The 14678-nt window shown below is 45.5% G+C and carries 13 protein-coding genes; all 13 read left to right on the top strand.

Annotated features, from left to right (window positions below):
- Positions 1 to 2: 2 nt before the first annotated feature.
- The 13 genes from AS888_RS03690 to AS888_RS03635 all read left to right on the top strand — a co-directional run bounded on the left by AS888_RS03690 (position 3) and on the right by AS888_RS03635 (position 14483).
- A complete protein-coding gene (locus tag AS888_RS03690; RefSeq protein ID WP_061140827.1) occupies positions 3 to 782 on the top strand; it encodes an HpcH/HpaI aldolase family protein in 780 nt (259 codons plus the stop codon).
- A gap of 15 nt (positions 783 to 797) precedes the next feature.
- On the top strand, positions 798 to 1994 hold the full coding sequence (locus AS888_RS03685) for an ester cyclase (protein ID WP_081092294.1): 1197 nt from the start codon (positions 798 to 800) through the stop codon (positions 1992 to 1994).
- A 45-nt stretch (positions 1995 to 2039) separates the two neighbouring features.
- Entirely contained in the window at positions 2040 to 2183 is a 144-nt protein-coding gene (locus AS888_RS25475) for a hypothetical protein (RefSeq protein ID WP_155645368.1), read from the top strand.
- A 195-nt stretch (positions 2184 to 2378) separates the two neighbouring features.
- The gene (locus AS888_RS03680; protein ID WP_221408559.1) at positions 2379 to 3545 is read left to right on the top strand and encodes an ester cyclase; all 1167 of its coding nucleotides are present in this window, start codon (positions 2379 to 2381) and stop codon (positions 3543 to 3545) included.
- A gap of 325 nt (positions 3546 to 3870) precedes the next feature.
- Positions 3871 to 5145, top strand: a complete 1275-nt coding sequence (locus tag AS888_RS03675; protein ID WP_061140826.1) for an ester cyclase — start codon at positions 3871 to 3873, stop codon at positions 5143 to 5145.
- A 60-nt stretch (positions 5146 to 5205) separates the two neighbouring features.
- Entirely contained in the window at positions 5206 to 6459 is a 1254-nt protein-coding gene (gene hisD / locus AS888_RS03670) for a histidinol dehydrogenase (protein WP_061140825.1), read from the top strand.
- 71 nt (positions 6460 to 6530) lie between these two features.
- The gene (locus tag AS888_RS03665; RefSeq protein WP_061140824.1) at positions 6531 to 7832 is read left to right on the top strand and encodes an MFS transporter; all 1302 of its coding nucleotides are present in this window, start codon (positions 6531 to 6533) and stop codon (positions 7830 to 7832) included.
- Positions 7833 to 8091: 259 nt separating this feature from the next.
- Entirely contained in the window at positions 8092 to 9051 is a 960-nt protein-coding gene (locus AS888_RS03660) for an ABC transporter substrate-binding protein (RefSeq protein ID WP_061140823.1), read from the top strand.
- 85 nt (positions 9052 to 9136) lie between these two features.
- Complete coding sequence (locus AS888_RS03655) at positions 9137 to 10141, top strand: FecCD family ABC transporter permease (protein WP_061140822.1); 1005 nt, start codon at positions 9137 to 9139, stop codon at positions 10139 to 10141.
- Positions 10138 to 11139, top strand: coding sequence for a FecCD family ABC transporter permease (locus AS888_RS03650; protein WP_061140821.1), 1002 nt, complete (start codon positions 10138 to 10140; stop codon positions 11137 to 11139). Before AS888_RS03655 ends, AS888_RS03650 begins: the two co-directional genes overlap by 4 nt.
- A gap of 20 nt (positions 11140 to 11159) precedes the next feature.
- Positions 11160 to 11951 (top strand): ABC transporter ATP-binding protein, encoded by a 792-nt coding sequence (locus AS888_RS03645; protein ID WP_061140820.1) that lies wholly within the window; start codon positions 11160 to 11162, stop codon positions 11949 to 11951.
- A 94-nt stretch (positions 11952 to 12045) separates the two neighbouring features.
- A complete protein-coding gene (locus tag AS888_RS03640) occupies positions 12046 to 13035 on the top strand; it encodes a zinc-dependent alcohol dehydrogenase family protein (RefSeq protein WP_061140819.1) in 990 nt (329 codons plus the stop codon).
- Between the two features lie 137 nt (positions 13036 to 13172).
- A complete protein-coding gene (locus AS888_RS03635) occupies positions 13173 to 14483 on the top strand; it encodes an amidohydrolase family protein (RefSeq protein WP_061140818.1) in 1311 nt (436 codons plus the stop codon).
- The last annotated feature ends 195 nt before the right edge of the window (positions 14484 to 14678 follow it).

Here is a 14678-nt window from a genome sequence, read left to right as displayed (position 1 = left end):
TGATGAAGAATGAAGTAAAGGAAAAAATAAAGCAAGGCGAACAGGTTCTTGGAGCATTTATAGGCATTCATTCACCGCCCTTAGTCGAAATGATCGGCTATGCCGGCTTTGATTTTGTCGTAATCGATGATGAGCATGGCGCCTTCAGTCCCACCGAGCTTGAGAGTATGATCCGTACGGCGGATTCATGCGGGCTTGTCCCGATCGTCCGGGTTTCCTATGACCCTTCCAGTATTCAAAAGGCCTTGGATCGCGGTGCAAAAGGTGTACAAGTACCGATGGTCAATACAAAGGAAGAGGCGCTTGATGTCGTGAGCAGGGCCAAATTCCCGCCATATGGAAATAGGGGGGTATCGTATTCGACGAGGCCCGCACGCTACGGAAAAGAAAGTGGAAAACCTTATTTAGATGAGAGTAATGAAAATGTTATGATAATTGTGCATATTGAAACGCAAACGGCAGCCAGCAACTTCGAAGCCATTGCCACAGTACCTGGAATCGACTTAGCCTTCATCGGCTCGACGGACCTCTCCGTGAGCATGGGCCATTCCGTGGAAGGGGCCAGTCACCCTGAAGTGCAAAAGGTCATCCATGGACTTTTCGAAAAAGCGAAGGAGCTGGATGTGCCGATTGGGACGGTTGCCGGTAATGGTGCTGCCGCTAATGGGGCATTTGACAAAGGTGCACAATACGTTGGGGTCATATTGAATAATGTGATTACCTCTGCGTTAGATGATGTCGTCTCGGCTAGCAAACCAGTGCAACCTATCAAATCATCTTGAAGAGGAGTTAATCGCATGACTAAATCCACAGAAACCATCGATGTGAACGAGGAAAAAGATTCAGTACAATCAGCTGTAACAAGGAAGGTGCTAAATTCCAATAATGGGAAAATCCATTATGGAAATAGCGAAGAAGTTAATAGGTTGGGGTTTCATGATTTTAATGAGTATAGGAAAAAGCTGAATCGAAAGCAAAGCATGGATGGTTTTGATCCTCAGTACTTGGACATAGTGGATTTCATCATGAAAATCACTCACCAAATTTGGGAAGAACGAGGCATTGGTGTCATTTATAAAACGTACCATAATAATGTCACCATGCACTGTGGGTCTTTAAATCTTCAAGGAATGAATGCAGTCATCTCCAATACCTTGCAAACCTTACATGCGTTTCCAGACAGGAGATTAATAGGAGGAAACGTTGTTTGGTCTGGTAACGATAAAGAGGGCTTTTATTCCTCCCATCGAATTAATTCGACTGCAACGAATTTAGGGGACTCGCTATTTGGACCATCGACTGGGAAAAGGGTGAACTTCAGGACCACTGTCGATTGTGCCGTGCACTCGAATCGGATTTATGAGGAATGGTTAGTGAGGGATAATCTTCATATTGTTCAACAGCTAGGCCTGGACCCTCATGAAATGGCAAAAATCCTGGCAAGAAATACTGCAAATTCCTTTCAGCAAAGCTATGGCTTAAGCGAGACGATGAATGGTCAATTGATGCCTGCTGTGTTCGAACCGAAATCCGCTCAATTCGAAATCGGTGAGTTCATTCAGGATATGTACAATAAGATTTGGGAGTGGCGTTTGTTTAATCAATTACCTGACTATTACGCGGATCACGCGGTGGTACATTATATTTGCGATAAAGACCTTAGTGGCTACGATCAGATTCAAGGGATGCTCGTAAGCCTGTTTGCATCATTCCCGAACGCTAAGTTTTTAATGGACCGTGTGACCTGCAACCCGGGAGATGATCATGATGCTTGGGATGTATCTGTAAGATGGCGTCTCCAGGGACTTCATGAAGGAATCGGCTGCTTCGGGCAACCGAGCTGGAAACCGGTTGATATTCTAGGTATCACTCAGCTGCGCGTGATTGGCGGCAAAATAGGCGAAGAGTGGATGACCTTTGATGGATTGGATGTCCTCAAACAGATTTACATGAACACAGATGATATGGAAGAATCACCGCAAAAAGAACTGTAAACTTCCGAGAGTGTATCGGGCACTTTCGAAATGGGTGATTTTATCATGGAACAGCGATCTTTCAACCAAGTAAGAGCTTTTATAGAGATAACGCTACCGGTCATTTTATTGACGATAAAACGCTCGAATCCAGTGAATGTTGGCCTATTTTTTTGCTTCGTATCCTGCCGCCCGATTTTGAAAGGGTGACCTGTACCTAAAGCGGTGCCGTTAATGAAGGTTAAAGGAAGAGCATTCTTTGGTCAACCAAGCTATGAACCTATTGAAAACTAGCGATTAAACTTGTAGAAGAATGGATCATTTTTGATGAGATGGATATTTTGAATCAAATTCATGCCAATCAAGAAACAGGGGCCAAACAAATGTAAGGGGATGTGTGAAAAATTGACAAAAGTAGATGATAGTAAAGTGATGGAAAAGAAAGAATCACTAGATAGTAACAACACACCTAATAATATAGTTCTTCATGACAAGGTTTTTTACGGAGATAATGCAGAAGTGAATCGTTTAGGCTATGCAGATTATAACGAATATTCGAAGAAAACGATACGGAAACAAAGCATGAGAGGTTTCGATAAAACCTATGTAGACATTGTGGATTATATTGTGAAATGCACCCACCGCATTTGGGAAGAAAAAGGCTTTGGCTTGATCTATTCCCACTACCATAATGAATCGATTTTACATGCGGGATCACTTAATCATTATGGCATCAATCATGTCCTGTCAAGTTCCATTCAAATGCAGCATTCTTTTCCAGATCGCAAGGTAGTCGGGGAACAAGTCATATGGTCAGGGAATGATCAGGATTCCTTTTATACATCTCACCGCAGTATGTCAATGGGGACAAATCTAGGGGCGACGAGCTTTGGACCAGCGACAGGTAAAAGGGCAACATTTAGAGTGATTGCAGATTGTGTTGTTCATTCTAACAGGATTGTGGAAGAATGGCTTGTAAGGGATTATCTTCATATCGTTAAACAATTGGGATATAATCCGGTCGAGATTGCTAAAAAACTGGCACGCACCTCTCAAAAACAGTCTAGTTTCGGAAGACCTGAAGCAATGGAAGGTCAATTCATGCCAGAAGTATACACTAACAAGCACGAATGTTTCGATATTGGCGATTTTGTTTTAGAAATGTACAATAAAATTTGGGAACTGCGATTATTTAATCATGTAAAGGATTTTTACGTAGATCATGCAGTGGTCCATTACATTTGTGATCAAGATATCGTAGGCCACAATAAAATCCAAGGATTGCTTGTTAGTTTATTTGCATCGTTCCCAACGGCCAAAGTAATCTTGGAAAGAGTTACGTGCAATCAAGGTGAAGGCAATAAAGAGTGGGATGTGGCTGTAAGATGGAGATTGCAAGGCATTCATGAGGGAATTGGCACTTTTGGTTTGCCGAGTGGAAAGCCTATCGAAATTCTTGGAATCACCCATCTGAAGGTTCGCAATGAAAAAATCGTTGAAGAATGGATCGTATTTGATGGAATAGATGTATTAAGGCAAACCTTTTTAGATACAGAGGATGAACCCATTTAATTGCTGCATGCCCCCCATTTTTCTTATTTGATGCGGTATTCAGGCGCCATATATATTCCTGCGAAAAGGAGCCTTCTTTTTACTTTTAGGGGGAGAGTAATGGAGGTTTCTCCTTTTGATTTTTTTTATTTACATTAGTTAGAAAATTATTTATATTCGATGATACCCAATATTTTGAATGCGTATTCAAATGTAACATTTTCCTAATGTTGCAAAGTGGGCAAAAAAAAGATAGACGAAGCAGCTTAAAGCGTTTACAAGGTCTAGATATCTTGCGTTGAATGTAAGGAAGCTATAACTCTATTAAAAAGGATGGTTATCCACTATGGCAGAAAAAAATTCAGGTTCAATCGAAATGGCGGTAAAAGAGGAAAAAGCAGGTTCAATCAATGTGGCTCCAAAAGAAGGAAAGGCAGCAAGGAAAATGAGTCAACCAATCAAGAGATCGCCCAACTACATCTTCTATGCGGATGCTGATGAAGTGAATATGCTGGATACGAAGGATGACTCCGATTACATAAATATAGAAGAAATGTATCAAAAGAAACAGCGGATGAACGGTTTTGACCCGGAATACAACAACATCGTCGATTATATCGTAAAAATCACGCGTCAAATCTGGAAGGAAAAAGACATCGGCCTGATTTACGATACGTATAGCACAAGTGTCTCCGTTCATAAAGGGCTGATCAATAGTCACGGCGTTAACGAAGTCATATCAGGCACGCTGCAAACCTTGCATGCGTTTCCCGATCGGAAAGGACTGGGATGGAGTGTAATCTGGTCAGGAAATGATGAAGAAGGATTTTTCACCTCCCACCGGGGACGTTCGGTTGCGACGAATCTTGGAGATAGCTTATACGGCCCGGCCACCGGAAAGAAAGTGATGTTCAGAACAAGCGCCGATTGTTTGATCTTGAATAATAAAATTCACGAAGAGTGGCTTGTGATGGATACCTACCACCTTGTTTTACAGCTTGGCCTGGATCCTGTCGAGGTGGCTAAAAAAATGGCCAAAAGCACGCTGAAGCTCGCTCCATCGATTCAATTCGGCTTTAATGAGACAGCGGAAATGGGGCTCCCGCCAAAGGTCTTCACGCCATCATCTGATGAATTCGAGATCGGGGAGTTCATGCAGCTTGTATTCAACCGCATCTGGGCACGGCGCTCCTTTAACTTCGTTCGTCAATATTATGAGGAAAATGCCGTCGTTCATTATGTCTGCAATAAGGATGTCATTGGAGCGAGTGAAATTCAAGGAATGTTCATGAGTTTGTTTGCCTCCGTTCCGAACGGGAAAGTGATCGTGGAACGGGTGACGTGCAATAAACGCGGCTCGGAAAGTGACTGGGATGTAGCGGTGCGCTGGAGAATCCAAGGGATGCACGAAGGAACAGGATACTTTGGAGCGCCTAGCGGAAACGCCATCGATATTGCTGGAATCAGCCATTATAAAATCCGCAATGAAAAAATCCTCGAGGAATGGTTATTGTTTGATGGGATGGAAGTATTGCGCCAAATCCATTTGCCGAATGAACAAGATTCCGAACAACATGCTGAAGCGACAGTGGAAGATGGGAACTTTACCGGCGTATCATGATTGATCGGTTTTTAGCGGCTGTGCTGCAGCAGGTAATGACACGAATAGGAGGAAAATGAGATGGAATATATGAAGAAAGCGGAAGCGTTGGAGCAGACCTCTTCAAATGATGTAGAACAAACGGTAAAGTCCATTATTGAGCATGTAAAAGCGGGCGGAGATGCGGCCGTACAGGAATACGAAAGGAAATTCGGCCAATCCGATCGTCCGGTCCGGGTAAGTGAAGAGGAGCTGGATCGCTGCATGAGGACGCTGCCAGATGAGGTGAAAGCCCTCATCGATCGGGTCGTGGATAGGGTCAGTGAATTTGCCAAGGCGCAGCTGAGCTGTCTGACACCATTCGAAAAGGATTTTGGAGAAGGAATCAAAATGGGGCATCGAATCGTCCCGATCGAAAAGGTAGGTGCTTACGTACCAGGGGGGAGATTCCCTTTATTGTCATCAGGGCCCATGGTCGTTGCCCCGGCAAAGGTGGCCGGGGCAAAAAGAATCGTTGCCTGTAGCCCGGCCAATTATGAAGGCGGCATCCATCCAGCTGTTTTATATGGATTGATTCGATCCGGTGCGACAGACATTTTCGCCATCGGCGGTGCCCAGGCGATTGCAGCGATGGCGTATGGAACGGAATCCATTCCCGAAGTGGATATCATCGCAGGGCCAGGAAACCGCTTCGTGGCAGAAGCAAAGCGCCAAGTATTCGGGAAGGTCGGCATTGACCTTATTGCAGGACCGAGCGAGGTCATGGTATTTGCCGATGATTCCGCATCACCGACGAAAATCGCGGCTGATCTGCTTGCCCAGGCAGAACACGATCCTTACGCACGGGCCATTCTCGTTACGACTTCCCGGGCGGTTGGCAAGGAAACGGAAACCGAAGTCGCACGGATTTTGAAATCCTTTTCACCATCATCGCCCGCTCATGAATCATGGGAAAAAAGAGGCGAAATCATTTTGGCGGAATCGCTGCAGGAAGGCCTCGATATTTGCAATGACTATGCCATAGAGCATTTGCATCTGCATATTGAAAAAAGCCGTGATTTGATGGATAGGTTATATAATTATGGATCATTGTTCCTCGACGAAGGCAGCTCCGTCGTCTTTTCGGACAAGGTTTCCGGCACGAACCATACCCTGCCCACTCAAAAGGCAGCAAGGTATACGGGCGGATTATGGGCAGGAAGCTATGTGAAGGTGATGACCCATCAGGAAATTACAGGCCAAGGCATTCAATTCCTGGCCTCCCATGCAGAAGACCAATCCCAAATTGAAGGATTGGAAGGCCATAAACTATCAGCCACGGTCAGGATGTCGTGAAATGAATGATATAAGGCAAGCTCCATAAAGCTTCAAGCCCCCCTTTAAGGTGGATGGGGGGCTAGGGCATCATGAGAGAAAAGAGCGCCTTTCCGAACGAAGGGAAGGCAAGGGAGGGGAATGAAAGGATGGAATATATGAACCGAACCAATAAAATGAACAATCGAAAAGAGACCATTTTATTCTTTATCATTAGCTTGTTGTTCTTTGTCACCATTTCGGCATTTGATCCATTTATCTCCTCTTACGCTAAAGATCTCGGGTTCGATTCCGTCGTTATCGGCAGCATAATCGGAATATCGGGGATTGTCGCCTTATTGACCAGACTTCCAATAGGGATACTTTCAGATATGTTCCATAAACGGAGATTGTTCATCCAATTGGGGTTGTTGGTCACGATCGTCCTGTGGACGTTAGCCTTTTTCATCCCAAATGCAACAACCTTGTATCTCGGGAAGATTTCGGACGGACTGACAGGTTCGACCTGGGTGATTTATAACGTCATGTTCGCTTCCTATTATGGCGTGAAGGAAGCTGCGAAGGCTGTCGCGATATTGAGCGTCGCATCGCCGATTGGCTCGATCCTGGGAACGACGACCGGTGCGCTGGTGGCCAACAGTTATGGCTATCGTTATAGTTTTTTGGTCGCTGTTGCCGCAGCGATCCTTGCGTTGATATTAACCTGCTTCACGAAGGATATAAGTATTAAAATGAAGGTCAAATACGATAAGAAAATACTCATCGAGCAAGTTACCGATAAAAAAATCTGGATCATTTCCGCCTTGGCAACGGTTGCCTTGATGGTGACCATTGCAACAAGGGATACGTTCACACCTCTAGTAGCAACGGACCTGGGCGCAAATCCCTTGCTGATCGGCATGCTGGCCAATACGCATCTGATCATATATGGGGTAGCGGCAGCATTATGCGGAGGCTTTTTTTACAAAAAGATCGGGTTGGTGAAAACGGCGTTCATAGGTGCGGTATTGCAAGGGGTGATCGTGATCGCGATTCCCTATGCCCAAAGCCTGTCCATGCTGTTCCTCCTGCAAGCATTTCAAGGCTTTGGATACGGTTTGATCTTTACGGTCGTCACCTCCTGGGCCGTCGAAAACATACCGGAGATCAAGCAATCCACGAGACTGGGCTTGTTCCAAAGCCTCTATTCCGGGGGGATGTTTTTGGGCCCTGTCCTAATCGGGATCTTGATCGAAATGTTTTCAAGGACGACCGGCTTCCTCATCATTGGCATCTTGTCGATCGTGTCCACGATTCTGATTAGAGGAACGGTCAAACCTGCCAAAGGGCAATCTTCCGATCAAATCTATCCTATTATAGGAGATGATGACGAAAAGAAAATGAGTGTACGCTGAAATGATAACGCATACATGAAAGATGAAAAGGTGAACCCTGGAGGGGTTTGCCTTTTTTATTTTTGAGCCGGTTCCCATGAAGCACATCAATGTCATGAGCAATTAAATGCATGAAGGCTTTCTTAATGGCCATAATGTTTTTTATTCACAAAATCGTACTAATGTTGACGGTATCAGTCCATGACTTTATCATAACAACAAGATAATGATAATCATTTTCATTTAAAACTTCATTGCTAAAACAGAAAGGGTGCAAAAAATGCGGGAATCGAAGAAAGCAAGAACAGTAGGGGGGGGAATATTCATCCTGTTATTCACGGTCATGATGATATTGTCAGCATGCAATACCTCTCAAAAAACGACAGAAGCAGAGAAAACAGCAAAGAATCAAGACATTAAAACGGTCAAGCACGAAATGGGAGAAACGGAAATCAAGCATACTCCGAAAAAAATCGTTACCCTTGAATTATCTTTCGTTGATTCTTTAAATGCTCTGGGATTGGAACCTATTGGAATATCAGATGATAACAAAAAAGAGATGATTACAAAACTTGTAGGGAAAGAAATAGATTATACCTCAGTAGGAACACGTGAACAGCCTAATTTAGAGGTCATCAGTTCTTTACAGCCGGATTTGATCATTGCAGATGCCGAGCGTCATAAAGGAATTTATAAAGATTTGCAACAGATTGCCCCTACGATCATCTTGAAAAGTCGGGAATCGACGTATCAAGAAAACCTGGATTCTTTTAAAACGATTGCAAAGGCAGTCAATCAGGAAGAGCCTGCAGAAAAACGTTTAACCGAACATGAAAAAACGATCAAGGACCTTAAGGAAAAGCTTACTGTCGATACAAACATGACGGTTCTGCCAGCCGTTGTGCGGGATACTTCCTTCCAGGCTCATACATCATCTTCCTATGATGGAGAATTGCTTGAACGGATGGGATTGAAAAATGCCATTCAGCAGGAACAGCCGCATGCTGAGATGAATCTGGAGCAGCTTGTCGAGATTGATCCAGATATCCTGCTGTTGGCGAACAATGAGGGCAAGCTGCTGACTGATGAGTGGAAGGACAATCCTCTATGGAAAAACCTGAAGGCTGTAAAAAACGGTCATATTTACAGCGTTGATCGTGATTTATGGACAAGATACCGCGGGGTTGTATCCGCAGAGGCCATTGCCAAAGACACTTTAAAAATGCTTGATGAAAAATAAAGGAATAAAAGAGGAGTAAGAGAACTGATTCTTACTTCTCTTTCCAGTCGTTTTAAATTTTGTTAGGAAGTGTGTTGTGTTGTAAATGGAAATTTTAGGTAAAAATAAAATGAAAGTATACGGTACAGCTGTAACTGGAGTGGTTTTGTTAATGTTAGGAGTCTTGTCCAGCATTACGGTGGGTGCAGCCGATATAGATGTATCAATGGTGATGAAATCCTTTTTTGCGATGGATTCGTCCAAGGAACAAACGATCATCAGGACCATTCGCTTGCCCCGCGCCTTGGTCGGCGCCTTAGTCGGTGCAAATTTAGCGGTTGCGGGTGCCCTCATGCAGGCTATCACCCGGAATTCACTAGCCTCGCCGCAAGTTTTTGGGGTGAATGCCGGAGCCTCATTTTTTATTGTGTCCGCCTTTGTCTTCTTTCCTACGCTCTCTTCCGTCTCTCTTGTTTGTCTTGCATTTGCTGGGTCAGCAGTGGCGGGGCTGTTGGTCTATTCTTTTGCTTCGGGAGGGGGAATGACACAAGTAAAACTGGCATTGGCCGGGATGGCTGTTCACTTTTTTTTATCTTCTTTAACGCAAGGAATGATCATCTTTAATGAGCAAGCGAAAGACGTGCTCTATTGGCTAGTGGGATCGATCAATGGAAAAACATGGACGCATGTCAATTTGATTCTCCCTTGGTCCCTTTCTGGGTTATTGATTGCTGCCGTGTTCTCCCGATCGGTTTCCATCCTTGTCTTAGGAGAAAATATGGCCCAAGGACTTGGTCAGAAGGTTCAACGAATCCGGATTCTAGCAGGAATCTTGGTGATCATTTTGGCCGGTTCTTCGGTGGCCGTCGCAGGTCCAGTCGGCTTCGTTGGACTGATCGTTCCTCATATCGCCAGAAAGCTGGTGGGTGGGGATTATCGAAGAATCATTCCCTTTTCGGCCTTATTCGGCGCTGTATTGTTAGTATATGCAGATGTTCTTGCCCGTTTTATCGCCTATCCGTTCGAGTCGCCGGTAGGCATCGTAACAGCCATCATCGGTGCGCCGTTCTTCCTTTATTTAGCGAGAAGAGGGAGGAATATTAAGCAATGAAACCAAAACGGAAAGTGAAATCAAGGTTGCGCCCAAATTCCATTCTCCTGATGCTGACCATGATTACGTTGGTCCTATCGATGGTGAGCCTGGGGTTAGGGGCCATATATATATCACCTTTAGATATCATCCAACACTTGCTTGGAGAAGGGATGCAAAGCCAGGCATTCATTCTGCACAACTATCGTATACCGCGCATTTTAATTGCTGTGATAGTGGGAGCCGGATTGGCAACGGCTGGAGCCATCTTGCAGGGAGTCCTGCGGAATCCATTGGCTTCTCCCGATGTGATCGGGGTAACGAAAGGGGCCGGATTGGCGGCTGTTATCGTAATCGTTTTATTTCCGCAATCACCCCTCATCATCCTGCCTCTTTCGGCTTTCATAGGAGCGGCGATCATGGCGGCCATTTTGATGACATTCGTTTATAAAAAAGGAGCTCAACCGAATACGATCGCTCTGGTGGGAATTGCTTTAGGGGCCATTTGTCAAGCGGGCATAGAGTATTTCATGGTCAAATTCCCGGATGATGTCAATACGACACTGCTGTGGTTGACGGGCAGTTTATGGGGAAGAGGATGGGATCAAGTCTTCATATTGCTGCCATGCCTTATTCTTGTCCCGGTATTGATTGCCTTAACTTCTAAAATGGATGTGCTGAGTCTTGGCGACGATATAGCTACAGGTCTCGGTGAAAGATCAAAATCCCTGCGCTATATATTGCTTAGTGTTTCGGTCATTTTAATTGGAGTATGTGTAGCTGCAGTTGGTTCCATCGGGTTCATTGGTTTGATTGCCCCCCATATTGCCCGAAAACTAGTAGGATCAAAATTCAAGGTATTGCTTCCTGCATCAGCTCTCTTTGGTTCAATCTTTCTGCTCGTCGCCGATAGCCTAGGGAGGGGATTATTCCCGCCAGTAGAAATACCCGCCGGAATTATCACAGCGGTGATTGGCGTGCCGTATTTTTTATATTTATTACGTCGTGAACGAAAATAACATAAGGAAGGCTGGCGGTTATGACAACATTATCAGCAGAGCATCTTTCTCTCTCTTATGGAACGAATCGAATCATTGAGGATATCGATTTAGACATCCCGGAAGGTAAAATAAGCATAATCATTGGATCCAATGGATGCGGCAAGTCCACCATCCTGCGGTCCCTTGCTCGATTATTGATGCCTCAGGAAGGGACGATCTATTTAGATGGAAAAGCGATCGCCCTTCAATCCTCCAAGGAAGTGGCAAGGAAATTGGCCATTCTGCCTCAAGCTCCCGAGGCTCCTGAGGATATAACCGTTAAGGAACTGTGCCATTATGGCAGGCATCCTCATAAGGGGTTATTTTCCAGGAAGACCCTGGAGGATGAGGCCATTGTGGACCGGGCGTTATCCGCCACTAAAATGACGGAATTCGCTGATCGGACTTTGGATGCCTTGTCTGGAGGGCAAAGGCAAAGAGCGTGGATTTCAATGGCCTTGGTACAAGAAACGGATCTTTTACTATTGGATGAGCCGACAACGTATCTCGATCTAGCACACCAAATCGAAGTATTGGAATTACTGCGCGATCTAAACCAAACCTATGGACGTACGATTGTCATGGTGTTGCACGATTTAAATCAAGCAGCACAATATGCCGATCATCTGATTAGCATCGTGAAGGGGAAAATCTATAAAGAGGGACCGCCTGGAACGGTGTTTACGAAAGAAATGATCAAGGACGTCTTTAGACTGGAATGCTGTATTATCGAAAATCCTGTAGATCAAACACCATTATGCATTCCAATTGGTTTATCACAAAATCTATAAAACGTGTTGCACAATCAGGGGGATATCCATCTCCCTGATCTTTTTTCATCATGATAAAATAGATGGAACTTGATAGTGAAGGAGACTTACGATATTGGAAGCCAGATGCGCAAAATTCTATGAGTTCGGGAATCCGCAAAACGTGATAAAAGTGGAACATACATCTATACAAAAACCTTTAAGTGGGGAAGTCCTCGTTCGGATGACCACCCGTCCGATTAACCCGTCTGACCTGCTGCCCATCAGAGGCGCCTATTCCCATCGAATTCCCTTGCCAGCGATCCCAGGTTACGAAGGCGTCGGCATTGTGGAAGAGGTGGGTCCTTTTGGTTCGAAAGACCTCATTGGCAAACGTGTTTTGCCTTTGCGCGGCGAAGGAACGTGGCAGGAATATGTAAGAACCTCTGCCGAACTTGCCATCGTCATTCCCGATTCGATCGAGGATCATGTTGCGGCACAATTATATATCAATCCGTTGACGGCCTGGTTGATTTGCACAGAATCGTTGGCGCTGAAGCCGGATGATGTATTGGTCGTGAATGCCTGCGGATCTGCGATTGGCCGTATCTTCACCCAGCTATCGAAGATCCTTGGCTTCAAGCTGATTGCCGTAACGAGAAACGATACCTACACCGCTGAACTGCTCAAACTCGGTGCCGATCTTGTAATCGACACGTCCAGGACAGCATTGACCGATGCCGTGATGGAATGGACGAGTGGGCGAGGAGCGAATGCGGCCATCGATTCTGTGGGCGGCAATGCTGGCTCTGAGCTGGCTTTTTGTGTTCAGCCTACGGGCATTCTGCTGACGATCGGTCTTCTATCAGGTCAATCCGTCAATTGGGCGAAAATTTCTAAAGCGACAAAAGTTCATGTTCAGATGTTTCACCTAAGGCATTGGAACCAGCGGGCGTCCGTTCAAACCTGGCACGAAACGTTTGACCGCTTGCTCGGCTTCATTGCCGATCATAGCTTGAAACTCATGCTGCCTCATTCCCACTATGACCTTCGGGATGTGCAGGAAGCCATTACTGTCGCCGAAACTTCCTCCAGCAATAGAGGAAAGGTGTTTTTAAGCAGCTGATTAAATGGAATTAGCTTCCTAAGGTAAAAGGTAATCGCCCCTGATAATATGGAATTACTTGAATACCGGTAAGAGGCTAGGGTAGAATGCGGAATAGACACATGTTGAGCAATGATACGACTTTGGAGGAGATACGAATGAAAACGATATATATGAATGCTACTTTTTTTACCATGGATAAGGAAAATCAAATCTTTGAAAATGGCATGATGGTTGTGCAGGATCAAACCATCTCCTCTATCGGTCCGCATTCAAACGAGCAATTGAAGGATGCAGATCAAGTGATCGACCTTGGCGGGAAATGGGTGATGCCAGGTCTTGTAAATGCCCATTCACATATCGTGATGACGCTATTGCGCGGAATCGGGGATGATATGCTGCTCAAGCCATGGCTTGAAACGAAAATCTGGCCGATCGAGGCCCAGTTCACAACCGAAATTGCCTCAGTAAGCACACAGCTTGGCATCTTGGAAATGATGAAATCGGGCACGACGACCTTTTCGGATATGTTCAATCCAAATGGAATAGATGCAGGGGCTGTCATGGAAACGATAAGCGAAACAGGCATGCGCGGAGCCTTCTCCTACACGATTTTCAGCTTGGGTACCGAAGAAGACCAAAAAGCGAACCTCACCGGGGCTGAACAGTTCTCGAAAGCGTATAAGAATTTTGCCGATGGCCGCCTGACCACCATGGTCGCACCGCATAGCCCGTATGCCTGTACACCTGAAGCCATTTCCGAGAGTGCCCGGATCGCTAAGGAAAATGACTTGATGGTGCACATTCACGTATCGGAAACGGACTTTGAAATCCTCGACATCGAAAAGCGGTACGGATCCCGTCCTGTCGAACACCTTCGCCGTCTAGGACTGTTCGACCAGCCGACCGTGATGGCCCATGGTGTCGTTCTCAATGATGAAGAACGGTCGATATTAAAACAGCATGACGTCCGTGTTGCCCACAATCCAATCAGTAACCTAAAGCTCGGATCGGGGATTGCCGATGTTGTCAGCCTCTTGGATGCAGGCATTAAAGTGGGCGTGGCAACAGATGGCGTAGCTTCCAATAACAACTTCGATATGTTCGAGGAAATGAGGACGGCAGCCTTGCTGCAAAAAGGCATCTACAAGGACGCCACTAAATTCCCAGCTCAAACCGCACTGGCCATGGCCACCAGAATGGGCGCCGAAGCAATCGGCATGAGTCACACCGGATCACTCGAAGCAGGTAAAAAAGCGGACTTCATCACGATTTACCCTCACGACAAAGAACATCTGCAGCCGCTAAGCGAAGCTTACTCACACTTGCTCTATGCCGCACGCGGAAACGACGTATGCGATGTATACATCGATGGCAAAATGGTCGTCAAAGACCGCGTCTCCCTCACCATCGACGAAGAAAAAGTCATTGCCGAAGCCAATCGCCTGCAAGGAACCCTTTCACGATAAAAAAAGAAGCTGCGACTTGCAGCTTCTTTTTTTTATGGATGGAATGATGCAAAGGCGGATCGGCCGAATTAATCGAGGTGTAGGACGAAATATTCGTATGTAGGCCGGAAAAAACGGGGGTTTGGTCTGTAAATTCGAATGTGGGACGAATTAAATGGGGTTTGGGACGAAATATTCGATTGACCGCAATAGTAG

It is taken from the genome of Peribacillus simplex, from assembly GCF_001542915.1.
In the GTDB taxonomy this organism is placed as follows: domain Bacteria; phylum Bacillota; class Bacilli; order Bacillales; family DSM-1321; genus Peribacillus; species Peribacillus simplex_B.
Note: the sequence above shows the minus strand (reverse complement) of the source record. Positions and strands in the feature narration are given on the sequence as shown.